The organism is Luteipulveratus mongoliensis (assembly GCF_001190945.1).
GTDB classification, from domain to species: domain Bacteria; phylum Actinomycetota; class Actinomycetes; order Actinomycetales; family Dermatophilaceae; genus Luteipulveratus; species Luteipulveratus mongoliensis.
Map to the genome: position 1 here is coordinate 1,632,185 of NZ_CP011112.1, position 16,156 is coordinate 1,648,340.

The 16,156-nt window shown below is 68.5% G+C and carries 18 protein-coding genes; 8 read left to right on the plus strand and 10 right to left on the minus strand.

Annotated features, from left to right (window positions below; all coding sequences use genetic code 11):
* Positions 1-49: 49 nt before the first annotated feature.
* From VV02_RS07805 to VV02_RS07815, 3 genes are all read right to left on the minus strand, one after another.
* A complete protein-coding gene (locus VV02_RS07805) occupies positions 50-331 on the minus strand; it encodes a hypothetical protein (RefSeq protein WP_052590865.1) in 282 nt (93 codons plus the stop codon).
* Positions 332-405: 74 nt separating this feature from the next.
* On the minus strand, positions 406-1,170 hold the full coding sequence (locus VV02_RS07810) for an SDR family NAD(P)-dependent oxidoreductase (protein ID WP_052590866.1): 765 nt from the start codon (positions 1,168-1,170) through the stop codon (positions 406-408).
* A 25-nt stretch (positions 1,171-1,195) separates the two neighbouring features.
* A complete protein-coding gene (locus tag VV02_RS07815) occupies positions 1,196-2,347 on the minus strand; it encodes an acyl-CoA dehydrogenase family protein (RefSeq protein WP_052590867.1) in 1,152 nt (383 codons plus the stop codon).
* 123 nt (positions 2,348-2,470) lie between these two features.
* Here VV02_RS07815 and VV02_RS07820 point away from each other — a divergent pair, with 123 nt between their 5' ends.
* The 8 genes from VV02_RS07820 (at position 2,471) to VV02_RS07855 (ending at position 10,368) form a co-directional block, all read left to right on the plus strand.
* Positions 2,471-4,597: a DUF6421 family protein gene (locus VV02_RS07820; RefSeq protein ID WP_052590868.1), complete on the plus strand. Its 2,127-nt coding sequence runs from the start codon at positions 2,471-2,473 to the stop codon at positions 4,595-4,597.
* Positions 4,594-5,439 carry an SDR family NAD(P)-dependent oxidoreductase gene (locus VV02_RS07825; RefSeq protein ID WP_083449991.1) on the plus strand — a complete coding sequence of 282 codons (846 nt, stop codon included), beginning with the start codon at positions 4,594-4,596 and terminating at the stop codon, positions 5,437-5,439. Before VV02_RS07820 ends, VV02_RS07825 begins: the two co-directional genes overlap by 4 nt.
* A 40-nt stretch (positions 5,440-5,479) precedes the next feature.
* A complete protein-coding gene (locus VV02_RS07830) occupies positions 5,480-6,031 on the plus strand; it encodes a DinB family protein (RefSeq protein WP_052590870.1) in 552 nt (183 codons plus the stop codon).
* Positions 6,032-6,062: 31 nt separating this feature from the next.
* On the plus strand, positions 6,063-7,142 hold the full coding sequence (locus tag VV02_RS07835; protein WP_245633013.1) for a threonine aldolase family protein: 1,080 nt from the start codon (positions 6,063-6,065) through the stop codon (positions 7,140-7,142).
* 306 nt (positions 7,143-7,448) lie between these two features.
* Positions 7,449-8,234 carry a polysaccharide deacetylase family protein gene (locus VV02_RS07840; protein WP_052590872.1) on the plus strand — a complete coding sequence of 262 codons (786 nt, stop codon included), beginning with the start codon at positions 7,449-7,451 and terminating at the stop codon, positions 8,232-8,234.
* Complete coding sequence (locus VV02_RS07845) at positions 8,227-9,018, plus strand: NAD(P)-dependent oxidoreductase (RefSeq protein WP_218917375.1); 792 nt, start codon at positions 8,227-8,229, stop codon at positions 9,016-9,018. Before VV02_RS07840 ends, VV02_RS07845 begins: the two co-directional genes overlap by 8 nt.
* A gap of 37 nt (positions 9,019-9,055) precedes the next feature.
* Positions 9,056-9,532, plus strand: coding sequence for a hypothetical protein (locus tag VV02_RS07850; protein ID WP_157063328.1), 477 nt, complete (start codon positions 9,056-9,058; stop codon positions 9,530-9,532).
* A complete protein-coding gene (locus tag VV02_RS07855) occupies positions 9,502-10,368 on the plus strand; it encodes an HTTM domain-containing protein (protein ID WP_245633014.1) in 867 nt (288 codons plus the stop codon). The genes VV02_RS07850 and VV02_RS07855 overlap by 31 nt, the downstream gene beginning before the upstream one ends.
* Here the strand turns inward: VV02_RS07855 and VV02_RS07860 are convergent.
* The 7 genes from VV02_RS07860 to modA form a co-directional block, all read right to left on the minus strand.
* Entirely contained in the window at positions 10,348-10,722 is a 375-nt protein-coding gene (locus tag VV02_RS07860) for a PH domain-containing protein (RefSeq protein WP_052590876.1), read from the minus strand. The two genes, VV02_RS07855 and VV02_RS07860, sit on opposite strands and share 21 nt — an antisense overlap.
* A gap of 9 nt (positions 10,723-10,731) precedes the next feature.
* Positions 10,732-11,769: an SIS domain-containing protein gene (locus VV02_RS07865; RefSeq protein WP_052590877.1), complete on the minus strand. Its 1,038-nt coding sequence runs from the start codon at positions 11,767-11,769 to the stop codon at positions 10,732-10,734.
* Positions 11,766-11,930 carry an acetylxylan esterase gene (locus VV02_RS25920; RefSeq protein WP_083449992.1) on the minus strand — a complete coding sequence of 55 codons (165 nt, stop codon included), beginning with the start codon at positions 11,928-11,930 and terminating at the stop codon, positions 11,766-11,768. Before VV02_RS25920 ends, VV02_RS07865 begins: the two co-directional genes overlap by 4 nt.
* Entirely contained in the window at positions 11,930-13,219 is a 1,290-nt protein-coding gene (locus VV02_RS07870) for a hydroxyacid-oxoacid transhydrogenase (protein WP_052596688.1), read from the minus strand. The genes VV02_RS25920 and VV02_RS07870 overlap by 1 nt, the downstream gene beginning before the upstream one ends.
* 78 nt (positions 13,220-13,297) lie before the next feature.
* A complete protein-coding gene (locus tag VV02_RS07875) occupies positions 13,298-14,368 on the minus strand; it encodes an ABC transporter ATP-binding protein (protein WP_245633015.1) in 1,071 nt (356 codons plus the stop codon).
* Positions 14,369-14,373: 5 nt separating this feature from the next.
* Positions 14,374-15,162 (minus strand): ABC transporter permease, encoded by a 789-nt coding sequence (locus VV02_RS07880; protein ID WP_245633016.1) that lies wholly within the window; start codon positions 15,160-15,162, stop codon positions 14,374-14,376.
* Positions 15,159-15,920, minus strand: coding sequence for a molybdate ABC transporter substrate-binding protein (modA, locus tag VV02_RS07885; protein WP_052590878.1), 762 nt, complete (start codon positions 15,918-15,920; stop codon positions 15,159-15,161). The genes VV02_RS07880 and modA overlap by 4 nt, the downstream gene beginning before the upstream one ends.
* Positions 15,921-16,156 lie beyond the last annotated feature (236 nt).

Genomic DNA, 16,156 nt, shown 5'->3' on the forward strand with positions numbered 1-16,156 from the left:
GATCCTGACCCAACGAGTGCTCGCCGGGCACAGCGGGTGAGCACCCGTGTCACGCAGAAACGGGACTCTGGCGCCGCTTCTGCATGACGGTGGACGCGGCCAGACCGACGCGCGCCCGCGAGTAGAGCGCGAACCCCGCGAGACCGGCGACAGTCGCGGCGTGCATGAGCAGCCCGGCCAGGATGTCGTAGGCAAGGAACCACGGGCGGCCGCTGCTCGGGGCGTACGAGTCCGGCGGGCCACCGCGGCAGCCCGCCGCCCACGCCATGTGAACACCGGCGAAGCCGAAGCTCCAGATCGCTAGCACGATGCCGAGAGTCCGTGTCTTCATGCCTTCAACATGGCGAGGCGCCGTGGGAGGCGCCGGACCCCTCTTGAGGGGGAAAGTGCTCCCCTGGAGGGGCGTCAGCGGGGCGGCATCCGCAGCGCGCCGTCGAGGCGGATGACCTCACCGTTGAGCATCGGGTTGTCCACGATGTGCGCCACCAGCGCGCCGTACTCGGCCGGGTTGCCGAGGCGGGACGGGTGCGGGACCTGCTGCTCCAGCACGGTCTTCACGTCGTTGGGCAGACCAGCCAGCATCGGCGTCTCGAAGGTGCCCGGCGCGATGGTCATGACGCGGATGCCCTTGTCGGCGAGGTCGCGGGCCGACGTCAGGGTCAGACCGACCACGCCGCCCTTGGACGAGGCGTACGCCGCCTGCCCGATCTGGCCGTCGAACGCCGCCACGGAGGCGGTCATCACCACGACGCCGCGGTCTCCATCGACCGGCTCGTTGGTGAGCATCGCCTGCGCGGCCAGGCGCAGCACGTTGAAGGTGCCGATCAGGTTGATCTCGATGACGTTGCGGTAGTCCTCCAGCGGCAGCAGCCCACGCTTGCTGATGATGCGGCCGGGAGTGCCGATGCCGGCGCAGCTCACCACGATGCGCAGCTCGCCGAGCTCGCCCGCAGCGTCGACAGCAGCCTGGACCTGAGCCTCGTTGCGTACGTCCGCCGCCACGAAGCGGGCGCGGTCACCGAGCGATGACGCGACGTCCGCGCCGTGCGAACCCTCGAGGTCGACGATGACGACAGCCGCGCCATCGGCGTACAGCCGTCGTGCGGTCGCCTCGCCGAGGCCGGAGCCGCCGCCCGTGATGAGTGCGACGGTGGAGTCGTTGATCTGCAAGGGAATTCGCCTTTCGAGGGAGGGGCTAGCCGCGCAACAGCTGGCGCGAGATGACCAGCCGCTGGATCTGGTTGGTGCCTTCGAAGATCTGCGTCACCTTGGCGTCGCGCATCATGCGCTCCGCCGGGAAGTCCTGGGTGTAGCCCGCGCCGCCGAGCACCTGGACGGCATCGGTGGTCACCTTCATCACGGCGTCAGTGGCGGTGAGCTTGGCAACGGCTGCTTCACGCGTGAACGGTCGGCCGGCGTCACGCAATCGGGCGGCGTAGAGATAGGCCGTACGACCGGACGAGACCGCGGCCTCCATGTCGGCCAGCAGGAACGCCAGCCCCTGGTTGTCCGCGATCGCCCGACCGAACTGCTGACGCTCCTTGGCATAGGAGATCGCCAGGTCCAACGCGGCCTGGCCGAGTCCCGTTGCGGCTGCTGCGATTCCGAGTCGTCCCGAGTCGAGTGCGGACAGCGCGATCGGCATGCCCTGACCCTCGTCGCCGATCAATCGGCCCGCGTCGACGACTGCGTCTTCCAGGATGACCTCGCGCACCGGGTCACTTGCCAGGCCCATCTTGCGCTCCGGCTCACCGAACGACAGACCCTCGACATCGGCCGGGATCAGGAGGCAGGACAGGCCGCGTGTCGGGTGGTCACCCGTGCGGACGAACGTCGTGTAGAAGTCGGCGTAACCCGCGTTGGAGATCCACGCCTTGCGGCCACGGACGGTGTACGACGCCCCATCGGCAGCCGCCCGTGCGCGGGTCGAGATGGCGGAGACGTCCGAGCCGGCATTGGGCTCGGACAGCCCGTACGCGCCGAGCAGGGTGCCGCCCAGCATGTCGGGCAGGAACGTCTTGCGCTGCTCCTCGGACCCGAAGGTCGCCAGCGGGTAGCAGCTGAGGGAGTGCACCGACGTGCCGACCGCGACCGACATCCAGGCGCCGGCGATCTCCTCGACGACCTGGAGGTAGACCTCGTACGGCTGCCCACCACCGCCGTACTCCTCGGCGTAAGGCAGGGACAGGAGGCCGGCCTCACCCAGGGTGCGATAGACGTCGCGAGGCATCTCTGCGGACCGCTCGGCAGCATCGACGCGTGGGGCGAGCGCCCGCGAGCAGATCTCGCGAGTGAGCTCGATGAGGTCCTCCGACTCCGGTGTCGGCATGAGGCGATCGACGGGCATGGCGACGACTGTAACTGCGATGGCGGCGAGGGCGTGACCGGCCTCACGGACCGTGTGGAAAGCGCAAAGATCGTCGTCTACCCTGGTTGCGACAACAGATCTTGCTGGCCCAAGGGGTGAACCGTGAGTGTATTTCCTAGAGTGACCTTCGAGCAGTCGCACAGCAGCGCCTGGTCGATCAGCCGTGAGACCGCAGCGCGGCTCAACCCGGCCAACCCGGCCGATGCCAGCCTGGCCCGCGCGGTCGAGTCGCTGACCGCCAAGGGCCTCGAGGTGTCCGCGCACGACGCCGGCCCGTTGACGCTCGAGGCGCTTGCCGGTCAGGACGTCCTCGTCATCGCTCACCCGGCGGACGCCAAGGCCGAGCGGGTCGTCGGTGACCTCCCGCCCGTGCTCGACGCGGACGAGATCGGCGTCGTCGAGGAGTTCGTACGCCTGGGCGGCGGCCTCGTGGTCCTCGCCGAGTGCGATCAGGACACCTACGGCAACAACGTCAACGACCTGCTCGCCCGCTTCGGGCTGAGCGTCACGAGCACGCTTGTGCACGAGTCGGCCGACGGCGGCCGGCGCCACCAGGGCAACGCGACCTGGGTGCTCGGCGAGCCGGGCGCAGGCCTTGGACAGGGTCTGCTCGCGGGTGTCGACGAGATCTGCTTCTACCGCGCCGGCGTGATCGACGTGTCCCAGGCACCGGGCTCCCTTGTCCTGGCCCGCACCAGCGCCACGGCCTACCCGTCCGGCCAACCCCTTGCCACCGCAACGCGATTCGGTGACGGGCGAGTCGTCGTACTCGCCGACTCCGACATCGTCGGTGACGACTCCATCGACGAGCTCGACAACGCTCGGCTCTGGACCAACGTCGTCACCTGGGCGTCCGGCGGCAGTCGGCGATCGACCGCCTCGCCGACGCGTGACAGCGAGACGGCTGCCGCACCGGAATGGCTGCGTCTCAAGGCGGCCGTCGAGGAGCTGCGCCTGATGCAGGCCAAGGACGGGTCCGTCGAGGACGCCGGTCAGCACCCGCGTGCAGCAGAGCTCGTCGATGCGATGAAGACCGAGATCGCAGCGCTGGCACCGCGATTCCCGCATGACGAGGCCTACCTCAAGGCGCTTCCTGTCGACCTGACGACGTGGGTCGAGAGCGGGTTCGCCAAGCCGGACTTCCTCGACTCCCTCATGGCGTTCCGGCCCGATCTGTCCCGTGAGGACGGCATCGAGCACCTCGTCGTGTTCCCGATGTACACCCAGAACGGCAACCCCAACCGCGTCTTCGAAGCGCTGCTGATCTCGGTGCAGTGGCCGGACTGGTTGGCCAAGGTCGAGGCGACCTACGACAACCCGATGTTCCTGGCGGTCAACTTCATTGACTTCACGCCGGGCTACGACACCAACTCGGCGGTCCTCTTCCCCGAAACCGTTGCGGTGCGGGAGGTTCCGAAGTTCAGCTGGGGTGCGATCTTCTGCGACCGTGAGGGTGCGCGCTTCCGCCGCGTCGTCTCGTCGGCGTCCGAGCTGCTCAGTCTGCAGCTGCCGCCGGACGCGGAGCGCCTGATCGCATCGCAGGAGCTCGCGCAGTCGACCTTCGCGATGTGGGACCTGATCCATGACCGCACGCACAGCCACGGTGACCTGCCGTTCGACCCGTTCATGATCAAGCAGCGGATGCCGTTCTGGATGTACGCGCTCGAGGAGCTGCGCTGCGACCTCAACGCGTTCCGCCAGGCGGTGGAGCTGGAGAAGCAAGGACAGGCGTACGCCAAGTCCGTGCAGTACGCGATCCTCTTCGACCGGCTGTTCCGTTTCCCGATCACGGGTGACCGGGTGCGCAACTACGACGGTCTTGGCGGCCAGCTGATGTTCGCCTACCTGCACAAGAACGACGCGCTGCGCTGGACCGACAACAAGCTGTCCTTCGACTGGCGTCGGGTGCCCGAGGTCGTCGTCGCGCTGTGCGAGGACGTCGAGCGGCTCTACCGCTCCGGCATCGACCGGTCGCGCGTCGGGCACTGGCTGGCGTCGTTCGAGTTCGTCAGCGGCTACGTCGCGCCGCATCCGGCGTCGACGTGGGCTCAGGGTGCCAAGGCGTTGCCGCTGGACGGTCCGCCGAAGGGCCTCACCGACCTGGTTCAGCCGGACGAGTTCCCCCTCAACGTGTTCTATGAGGCGCTGCGTAAGAAGATGGCTGACGTGATCGCCTCCACCTCGGGCATCACCGCCAGCACCCCCGAGCGCCAGAAGGAGTCCGCATGACCAAGCCCGATCCCGCTGGTCGAGTAGGCGAGCCCCCTAGGGCGAGACGTATCGAGACCACCGCAGGCGCGGACGCAGAGTCTCCCCAGAACGCACCGGGTCTCGATACGCCCTCCGCTAGCGCTCCGGGCTACTCGACCAGCGGGTTGTCGGGGCTTGTCATCGTCGTCACGGGGGCGGCGGGTGCGGCAGGTCCGCCGGTCGTACGCCGGCTGGTCGCCGCCGGGGCCACGGTGGTGGCCGCGGACGTCGACCCCGACAAGCTCGCAGCGCTGGCCGCTGATGTCGAGGGACCCGGTCGGGTCGAGACTGCGGTCGTCGACCTGCTGGACGAGCCGGCCACGCTCGGCTGGGGGCATGAGCTCCTTGAGGACCACGGTCGGATCGACGGGCTGCTGCACCTGGTCGGCGGCTGGCGTGGCGGCAAGGGCATCGTCGAGAGCGATCTGTCGGACTGGGATGTGTTGCACGACAGCCTGATTCGCACGCTTCAGCACGCTTCGCGTGCCTTCCATGACCCGATCAAGGCCTCCCCGCGGGGTCGGCTTGCGATCGTCTCGACCATCCAGGTGCCGAAGCCGTCGGCGACCAACGCGTCGTACGCTGCCGCCAAGGCTGCCACCGAGACATGGACCCTGGCGGTCGCGGACTCGTTCACCGGCAGCGAGGCCGCGGCGACCGTCGTACGGATCATGGCGCTGCTGACTCCTGCGATGCGGGAGGCCAAGCCGGACGCGAAGTTCAAGGGCTTCACCGCGGTCGACGACGTCGCGGCGACGCTGGTCGGGCTCTGGGACCAGCCGGCGAGCGAGCTCAACGGCGCGATCGTTGACGGTCGTTAATCCCGTTGCGGCCGATGGTCGAGCGCGCGAAGTTGGATGTATGACCACGGAGCGGAAGTACCCCGACATGTGGGTCGACCCCGAGGACGACCCTCGTGAGACCGACCATCAGCCGCGCGGTGAGCGAGAGATCCTGCTCGACTACCTCAAGAGCTATCGGCTGACGTTCGAGATGAAGTGCGAGGGTCTGGACGCCGAGCAGCTCGCGCGACGTTCAGTGCCACCGTCGACGATGTCCCTGCTCGGGCTGATCCGGCACCTGGCCCAGGTCGAGCACGACTGGTTCGTCATCAACATGGGGCAGCAGGACGTGCCGCGGCTCTATCGCACCGAGGAGGACCACGACCTCGACTTCAACGGAGCGGTCGCCGACCCGGCTGTCGTCGAGGACGCCTGGACGTCGTGGCGTCGCGAGGTGGCGAACTCCGAGGCGTTCGTCAACCGTGCCGAATCACTTGACCTGTCAGTGCCGTACGACGGTGGGCAGCTCGAGCTGCGCGACGTGCTCGTGCACATGATCGAGGAGTACGCCCGCCACTGCGGCCACGCGGACCTGCTGCGTGAGTGCGTTGACGGCCGCACCGGCCAATAGCCCGACAAACCGACACTGAGACGATGAACTGGTGACTGAGCAGACTCCCACGCTGAACCCCTTGCACGATCCGACGGAGCGCGGCTTCGCCAGCGACAACTACTCCGGGGTGCACCCGGAGATCCTGGCGGCGATCGTCCGCGCCAACGGCGGCCACCAGGTGTCGTACGGCGATGACATCTACACCGCTGAGCTGCAGAACGTGTTCCGGAAGCACTTCGGTGACCAGGCGGAGGCGTTCCCCGTCTTCAACGGCACGGGCGCGAATGTCATTGCGCTGCAAGCGGTTACGGACCGTTGGGAGGCCGTGGTCTGCACCTCGACCGCGCACATCCACGTCGACGAGTGCGCCGCTCCCGAACGCATGGGTGGCCTCAAGCTGCACGTCATCCCCACACCGGACGGCAAGCTCTCGCCGGAACTGCTGGACACGATGCCGCAGGGCAAGGAGGGCGACGAGCACTTCGCCCAGCCCAAGGTTGTCTCGATCACGCAGACGACCGAGCTCGGCACGGCCTACACCGTGGACGAGATCAAGGCCATCGCCGACTATGCGCACAAGCGCGGCTGGGTGCTGCACGTCGACGGCTCGCGGCTGTCCAATGCCGCAGCGTCGCTGGGAGTGCCCTTCCGCACCTTCACCACGGATGTCGGCGTCGACATCGTGTCGTTCGGCGGGACCAAGAACGGCCTGATGGTCGGCGAAGCCGTGCTCGTGCTGAACCCCGGCGCGGTGCGTGGCATGAAGTACCTGCGCAAGCAGTCCATGCAGCTGGCCTCCAAGATGCGGTTCATCTCGGCCCAGCTCATCGCGCTGCTCGATGACGACCTCTACCTGCGCAACGCCTCGCACGCCAACGCGATGGCGACCCGTCTCGCCGAAGCCGTGCGCGACGTACCGGGCGTACGACTGATGCGGCCCGTGCAGTCCAACTCCGTCTTTCCGGTGCTGCCGCACGACGTGTCGCGGCGACTGATGGACAAGTTCCACTTCTACTTCTGGGACGAGGCGGCCGGCGAGGTGCGCTGGATGTGCGGCTTCGACACGACCGAGTCCGACGTCGACACGTTCGCCGCGGCCGTCCGCGCGGAGATGGACGCCCAGGCGTAGCCCGTACTGCTCACGCCTGGCTCGGCCCGGCGTGTCGCCTGCCGGGGGGCAGGGGTCTCGTGGAGAAGTACAACCTCGTTGTAGATGTCCGCAACAAGGTTGTACGTCTTCACAGACCCCATGCCCGGGCAGCCGCGACACGCCCACCGCGAGGCAACCGGGCGTGCTGCTCGGGCGTGCTCCCATTCAGACGGGTGAGGAGGGCCGGCCATGGGCGCCGACCGGATGCCGGGAGGCCGAGTGAGGCCGACTCGCCCTGTAAGAATCGTGCGTGCACTTTGCCGATGAGCAGCGCATACTCAGAAGATGGGGCGCGGGGGCGAAGTTTCACGGAGGGCGGCCGTCGGACTGTCCGTCGGTGCAGCGGGATTCGCCGTCGTCGGCGCGGCTGCGGGACGAGGTCTCGACGACTACCAACGCACGCACCGACCACCGTCCTACCGGGTCGCCCCGTTGACGGAGACATCAACGCACGGACGCGAGGCGCGACTGGTGTGGCGCGGTCCGGCAGTCGGCCGCGGGGTGGCGTTGACGTTCGATGACGGACCCGATCCGCGATGGACGCCCAAGGTCCTGGAGCGGTTGGCCAAGCACCATGTGCACGCGACATTCTTCATGCTGGGCAGGTCCGTCGAGCGCTACCCGGACGTCGCCCGGCAGGTCGCGGAGGCCGGCCACGAGATCGGCATCCACGGCTGGACCCACAAGGACATGACGACCATCGGTCTGCCCGATCTCACCAAGATCATGAAGCGCACCCACGCACAGATCAGCGAAGCCACGGGTCGTAGCCCGGTGCTGCTACGTCCGCCCTACGGTCGCTTTGATGCCGAAGTCATATACGCCGCAACCGGTTTCGGCTACACCATCCCGTTGTGGTCACACAGCCTGCCGAGCAAGAACTCGCTGTCCGCCGCGACCCACAACGTTGAGGTTGCCTCGCCGGGCATGATCGTGCTCGCGCACGATGCCCGGGCTCGGGCCTCGCAGGACGTGGTCGTTGCCGCCGACTGGATGATCGATCGGATGCAGACTTCCGGCTACACCTTCCAGACCGTCACCGCGATGCTCGATGCTGGTGACCGTGGCTGACAAGAGCGTGATCGGGCTGCTCCACCCGGGCGCGATGGGCGCAGCAGTCGGCGGCTGCCTGGTGGACGGTGGCCGGACCGTCATCTGGGCCGCAGAGGGACGGAGCGCCGAGTCGCGCGCACGCGCTGCCGAGGCAGGCCTCAAGGAGGTCGACCGCGTTGAGGACCTCCTCTCAGAGGCGAGCGTGATCTTGTCGATCTGTCCGCCGCACGCCGCGCTCGATATCGCGGCCGCGGCGGGCGACTTCGCCGGCACCTATGTCGATGCGAACGCCGTCTCGCCCGAGACCGTACGACGCGTCGCCGCGGCTCTCCCTCGGGCGACGTTCGTCGACGGTGGCATCATCGGCAGCCCGCCCCACGTCGGGACCGGCACCCGGCTGTACGTCTCGGGAGACGAATCTGCAGTCGTACGAGATCTTTTCGCCGGTACGGCGTTGTCGGTGCTGCAGGTCGACGGAGGTGTCGGTTCGGCCTCGGCGCTCAAGATGGCGTACGCCGCGTGGACCAAGGGCAGCGGTGCCCTGCTGCTGGCCGCGCGCGACCTAGCGCGGTCACACGGCGTCGAGGCCGACCTGCTCGCGGAGTGGGACCACTCGCTGCCGCAGGTCGCAGACCGCCTGACCCGGGCGGAGCGCTCCGCGACGGCCAAGGGCTGGCGCTGGGTCGGTGAGATGGACCAGATCGCCGCGACGATGCGCGGGGCAGACCTGCCGGATGGCTTCCATGTCGCCGCCGCGGACGTCTACCGCGGCTACCCGCGGCCGGAGCCGACCTTGCCCTGACCGGCGCGCGGAGAACGGCGCGGCTACGGTGGTCGCCGTGTCGGAACAGGCTGGGGGAGCGCAGTCCCTGTCGCGCGCCAGCCGCGTCTGGCGGGTGGTCGCTCTCCTCGCTGTGGCCGTCGGCATCACTGCCGGCACGCTCGGTGAGGACGACCGCTCGTGGCCGTTCTCACCGATGACGCAGTTTGCGTTCAAGGTCGACCCCAACAGCGAGATCCACTCCCTCGGGCTCGAGGCCGACGACACCTCGGGTGCCCGAGTGACCGTCCCGCTCGGCGGTGGCGGCATCGGGCTGGAGCGTGCCGAGATCGAGGGGCAGGCGACGCGGATTGAGGCGGAGCCGCACCGCTTGCAGGCCGTCGCCGTGATGTACGCAGACCACGCGCCTCACGCGCCGCGGCTCACCAAGATCTACCTCGTCGACACCGTCAGCAAACTGCGCGACTCCGAGGTCGTCAGCAAGAGCCAGACGACGAAGACGACGTGGACCGTCCGTCACCCGGGGAAGCCCTGATGAACTGGTTCTTCCCGGAGATGCCACTGGCCCGGATCGCCTGGCTGCGACGGCTGGTCTACGCCGTGGTGCTGCTGGACGTGCTTGTGCTGACGGCTTTCCCGATCGGTCACGGTGACGTGCCGACCGAGCTCTACAAGCCGCTGCCGTTCCGCGAGCTGTTGCACCTGCCGCAGCCGTCGCCGGTCTACGTGCAGGTGCTGCGTGTGGTGATCATCGTGTCGGCGCTGGTCGCGATGTCCGGGCGGCTGCCGCGTCTGGCGGGCTGGGTCTGCGCCGCGGGGATGCTCGACTGGCTGAGCAACGCCTACTCCTACTCCAAGATCAACCACGACCACTTCGCGCTCGTTGTGGCGCTGTGTGTCCTCCCGCTGGTGGGCCGCGCGCTGGTGAGCGACCGACGTACATCTGACTCGGCGGGCTGGACGCTGCGCATCATCCAGGTGTCCGTCGTGGCGACGTACTTCCTCGCGGCCGTCGCGAAAATCCTCGATGCCGGCTGGGGTTGGGCGTCCTCGGCCGTGCTCGTGTGGGCGCTGACCCGGCGTGGCTCGTTCCTGTCCGAGTGGCTGGTCGACATGCCCTGGCTGACCTACGTCTTCCAGTGGATCTCGTTCAGCGCGGAGCTGCTCTCCCCGATCATGCTGTGGCTGCGCGGGCGGATGCTGTACGCCGTCGTCGGCTTCTGGCTGATCTTCCACGCGTCGACGTATCTGCTCCTGTCGATCCACTTCCTGCCCACGGTCGTCTGCCTGCTCGCGTTCCTCCCGCTGGAGCGGCTGAGCGAGCTCAAGCGCGGGCGTACGGCAGTGCCCTCAGAGAATGTGGTGGGCTAGCAGCCGGCCGATCTGCCGGATGTCCACGTCACCTCTGAACTCCAGCCGCGCCAGACCCAAGCCGCTGAACCAGATCTCCAGCTCGGAGTCGAGGTCGAACGAGCCGGCTGTCTCGATGGAGAACGCCTGCACCTTGGAGTACGGCAGCGACGTGTAGTCACGTTTGCGGCCCGTGATGCCCTGCACGTTGACGGCCACGAGGCGCTTGTTGGTGAAGACGACGAAGTCGCGGGCTGCCTTGAAGCAGGAGAGGATCTGCTCACCCTCGATGAGCAGCTCGGCGACGTCAGGTGCGATCGCAGCAGGATCGGTGGCGGCGAGCTTGAAGACCATGCCGTTCTTGAAGTCGATCATGACCTCACGCTAGGTCGTCTTGGTGACCTTCTGTAGTCCTCGCGGGTGGTCGGGGTCATAGTGCCGCGACACCGCGAGCTGCAGAGCGAGCTGCTGCAGCGGCACGATCTGCGCGATGGGCGCCAGCCGCTCGTCCATGCCGGACGGCAGCGGGATCCGCATCTGGGAGGTCGCGGTCACCTCCATCGGGGCGACCAGGCAGACGTCAGCGCCGCGAGTGCGCAGCTGCTCCAGCACCGGCTCCAGGGTGCGGCCGCCCGCGCCGTCGGGCGCGATCACGACGACTGGCCGGTCCTCGTCGACCATCGCCAGCGGCCCGTGCAGCAGGTCAGCGCCGGAGAAGGCGTGCGCCGAGAGGTAGCACGTCTCCATCAGCTTCAGCGCGGCCTCGCGGGCCGTTGGGTAGCCGAACCCGCGCGATGTCGTCACCAGCCGCTCGACGAACCGGTAGCGCGAGGCGACCTCCGCCACCTCGGGCAGGTCGACCGCCGCATCCACCCAGTCGGGTACGCCGGCTGCCGCACTCAGGTCGCCCTCGGCCCAGCCCTCGACGAGCAGCCACAACCACAGCAGCGCGGCCGTGTAGGTCTTGGTGGCCGCGACGGAGAGCTCGTCACCGGCGAGCATCGGCAGGTGCAGCTCAGTGGCGTCGGACAGCGGGCTGGTCTCGGCGTTGGTCAGCGAGATCGTGAGTGCGCCGCCGGCGCGGGCCGCTTCCGTCGAGGCCACCAGGTCGGGCGATCCACCTGACTGGCTGACCGCGATCCAGACGACGCCCTCGAGGGCCGGCTTGGTGTCGTACGCCGTGTAGGTCGAGGTCGACACCAGGCCGACGGGCAGGCCGAGCCGGGTCTCGATCAGGTACTTCGCGTAGAGCGCCGCGTGGTCCGACGTGCCGCGAGCCACGAGCAGCACGGCCCGCGTGTCGTGTGTCCGCAGCCGCGCGAGGACCGGGGTGAGGTACTCGCCGTACGACGACAGCACCTCCGCGAGAACCTTTGGCTGAGAGGCGATCTCGTCCGCCATCAAGTGTCCGGGTGTGGTCATGTCCAGTGCTCCTGAAGCCATAGCACGGAGGCGATCTCGGCATCAGCCGCGCCGCCCTCGTGCGCGTTGTACGGATAGACATCGAGCTCTTTCGGCCCGGCATAGTGATCGTAGGCGGCGAAGACGTCGCACCGCTGGCACGTCTGGTCCTTGAGCACCATCACCAGAGCTGGACCGACGCCTTGAAGATGGCGGCGATGTCATCCTCGGTGGCCGGGCGCGGCGACGTGGTGAGCAGGCGCTGCTGCTTCATGGTGCCTTCGACCAGGCTCGGGATGTCGCCCTCGTCGTAGCCGACCGCCCCGATCCCCGCGGGGATCCCGATGTCCCGCATCAGCGACGTGAGCACCGACGGCAGCTGGTCAGCAGGATCGTCGGTCGTGGCGGCGTCCGGATCGAGCAGCCGCGCCGCCTTGAGGTGACGGTCCTCCGCCGCCTCGAACGTGAAGCGGAACGCCGCCGGCGCCGTCAGCGACACAGCCATCCCGTGCGGGATCATCGGCTCGTCCTGCGGATAGTCGGCCGGCCGAAAACCCTTGACCTGACCGGCAATCGGATAGGCGTTGGCGTGCGGGATGTGGACGCCGGCGTTGCCGAAGCCCATTCCCGCGAAGGTCGCGGCCATCGCCATATCGAGCCGCGCCTGCCGGTCGTCACCGTTGCGGACAGCACGCCGGAACGCGCCGGCCAGCAGCTCCATCGCCTTCTCCGACCACATGTCCGCGATCGGGTTGGAGCCGCAGTAGGGCACCCGCTCGGACGCCTCCTTGTGCTCGTACGACGTGTAGGGCCGCGCGGTGTAGCTCTCCAGCGCGTGGCACAGGATGTCCATGCCCGCACAGGCCGTCACACCGGCCGGCTGGCTGAGCGTGAGCTCGGGATCGATGACGGCCTGGGTCGGTCGCAGCCGGGCGTGCGAGATCCCGGTCTTGACCTTCTGCGACAGCACGTCGAGGACGCAGATCGTGGTGCTCTCGGAGCCCGTGCCGGTCGTGGTCGGGACCGCGATGAGGGGTTTGAGCGGCTGGCTCGGCGCCCGGCCGCCGCCGACAGGAGCGTTGATGTAGTCCATCAGCTCGCCGTCGTTGGTGGTCATCAGGTTGATGGCCTTGGCCGTGTCGATGCTGGACCCACCACCAACGGCGACGAACGCGTCGTACGGTCCGTGCTCGCGCGCCCAGGCGATCGCCTGGTCAAGACTCTCGTCCGTCGGCTCGACGTGGCTGCCGTCGAAAACCGTTGCCTCCACACCGAACTGGCTCATCTGATCGGCAACTCGCTGGGGTCCGCCAGTGGCTGCGACACCCGCATCAGTCACGATGAGGGCGCGCTTGGCACCCGTGACGCTCAGGTCGTAGCCGATCTCGTCGCTCGCGCCCGGGCCGAACTTCAGCTGGGGTGCGCCATAGGTGTAGATCTGCTCGGGTCGGGTCGGGTTGTACTGCGTCATCCAGGCTCCCGGGTTTGTCGCGGTCACATCCACTGTCACTCATGTCCGACGTCCGCGCGATCGAGTCGCCCCGACATCTCAGGCTTCGTACGCCGCCGCCTCCGTCGCCTTGACCGTCGCCCAGACGAGGCGTCCTTGGGCGAGGCCGAGCTCGGCGACCGCAGCCGCAGTCACCTCGGCGACCAGGTCGAGCTGCCCCGTGAGGCTCACCCTGGCGGACTGGCCGGCCAGCTCGACGGAGGCGACTTCGAGCTGCCACGCGTTGCGGGGGGAGCCGTGCGGTTCCTGCGGCCAGAGCGCGACGGCGCTCGGGCGGACCGTGAGCCACAGGTCGCTGCTGTCGGGGAGCTCGGCGACCTGGATGCTGACGTCGGTGTCGAGCGGCGCCACTGTGTGATCGGAGGTACGCCGCACTCGCCACAGGTTGAGGCCGACGACCCGCGCGACGTAAGGGTTGCGCGGACGGGAGACGACCTCGGCCGGCGTACCGGTCTGGACGATCTGCCCGGAGTCGAGGAAGACGAGCCGGTCAGCGAGTGTGAGGGCGTCGAGCGGGTCGTGCGTGACCAGCACGGTGGAGCCGGCGAAGTCGGCCAGCCTGCGAGCCAGGGCCACGCGTGTCGTGCCGCGGGTCTCGGGGTCAAGCGCCGACAGCGGCTCGTCGAGGAGGAGTACGCCCGGGCTGGTGGCCAGCGCACGAGCGAGTGCGACCCGTTGGGCCTGACCGGTCGACAGCTGCGCAGGTCGCGCCCCTGAGCGGTCGGCCAGCCCCACCGCTGCGAGCTCGTCGGCCGCCCGGTCTCGGGCAGCACTGCGGGCGGCCCCGCGCGAGCGCGGCCCGAACGCCACGTTGTCCCGGCACGTGAGGTGCGGAAAGAGCAGGGCGTTCGCCAGAACGAGCCCGACGTGGCGGTCCCGGGGCGTGACCCACCGGCGCTCGCCGGGAGCATCCCAGACCGAATCCGATTCCACTGCGACGGCATTCGGTCCGGTGAGGGTGCCTTCGGCCAGACCGCCGAGGCCGGCAATGGTGTTGATCAGCGTGGTCTTGCCGCTGCCGTTGGGGCCAAGGATCGCGACCACTTCGCCAGGCGCGACATCGAGCTCGACGTCGAGCGTGAAGTCCTCGCGTCGGGCGACCCCAGCCATCCGCATCATCGCCACCACCGGCCTCGGAGGAGCGCCAGCACGACGACGCAGACGATGAGCATCACCATGCTGAGGGCGGTCGCGGCGTCTGGATCGATCTCCAGGGCCTGGTAGACCGCGAGAGGGGCGGTCTGCGTACGACCGGGGAACGACCCGGCAAAGGTGATCGTGGCCCCGAACTCGCCCAGCGCCCGGGCCCACGCGAGCGTCGCCCCGGCCGCGATGCCGGGGAGGGTGAGCGGAACCGCGACGGTCCGGAAGGTCCGCAGGGGTGAGGCGCCGAGCGTGGCCGCGAGGTCGTCGTACCGCCGATCGAGTGAACGCATCGCGCCCTCGACAGCGAGGACGTAGAACGGGATCGACACGAAGGTCTCGGCCAGGACGACCCGCACCCAGGAGTAGGGGATCGTCCAGCCGAACCAGTCGGACAGCGGTCCGCCGACGACGCCCTCGCGCCCCCACGCCATCAGCAGCGCCACGCCACCGACGACCGGCGGCAGCACGAGCGGCACGGTGACGAGCGCGCGTAGCCAAGGGAGCAGTGGACCCGATGAGCGTGACAGGAGCCAGGCGAGCGGGGTGCCGAGCACGGCGCACAGGACCACGGTGGTGAGCGTGGTCCGCAGCGACAGTCGTACGGCCGCGCCGGCGTCCGCGGTGCCGAGGTGGGTCCACAGGTGCGGCCAGTCGACCCGGATCAGCAGCGCAATGAGCGGGAGCATCAGGAGGAGCAGCGCCAGGACGGCCGGCAGCGCGAGCAGGCTGCGGGCCGGATGGTCGTGCCGTTGCCTCACGGGGTGCCGAAGCCCCTGTCAGTCAACACCTTGCGGCCTGCTGAGGAGTTGAGCGCGTCGAGGAAGGCCTTGGTCGCCTCGTCGTTGTTGAGGGAGTAGACCGGGAGGCGAGTGGTGACGTTCTGGTCCGGCTTGATCGTGATGCCGTGGACCGACTTGCCCGCGGCAGCGACGTCGGTGACGTAGACGATCGCTGCGTCCGCCTCGCCGAGGCGAACCTTGGACAGGGTGGCCTTGACGTCCTGCTCGTAGGACACGACGTGCGGCTTGACGTGGCCCTTGTCGAGCACCGACTTGGCGGCTCGGCCGCACGGCACCTGCGGCGCGCAGAGCACGGTGTCGATCGACCCGGACTGCAGGCTCGCGAGGTCGGCGACTTTGCCGGGGTTGTCGGCCGGCGTGGCGATCATGAGCTGGTTGGTGGCGAACAGCGTGGGCTTCGCGCCCTTGATGGCGTCCGGCTTGAGCGTCTTGCCCGCCTTCTCGTCCGCGAGGGCGACGATGTCGGCGTCCACGTGATTGTTCACCTGCTGCACGATCGTCGAGCTCGCCGCAAAGCTCACTCGCACCTCGACGTCCGAGTGCTCGGCCTCGACCTTCTTCTTGATGTCGCCGAACGCCTCGGTCAGCGACGCCGCTGCGAGCACGGTGACCACCTTCGTACGCCCCGCGGGCTTGTCGTCGTCGCCGCAGCCGCTGAGGCCGGCAGCGAGCGTCGTGGCGGTCAGGACGGCCGTGCCGGTGCGGAGAGCGCTCATGGCTCTGAGCGTACGGGGGCGGGGATGGCTTCGTCGATGCGATCGCCCGTGTCGCCGCGACTGTCGACGCTTGGACGCCCCGGCTGTCCACAGGCGTGCCTCCGGAGCTCTTTGCCCTGTGGACAGTCCGAGGTCGCGCGAGGGGGATGTGGACAAGTCACATTGACGAATTATGTTGGTAATAAAGAAGATTCGGCGCCTTTGAAGGTTGTCGAGAGATGCGAACACGTGTACGG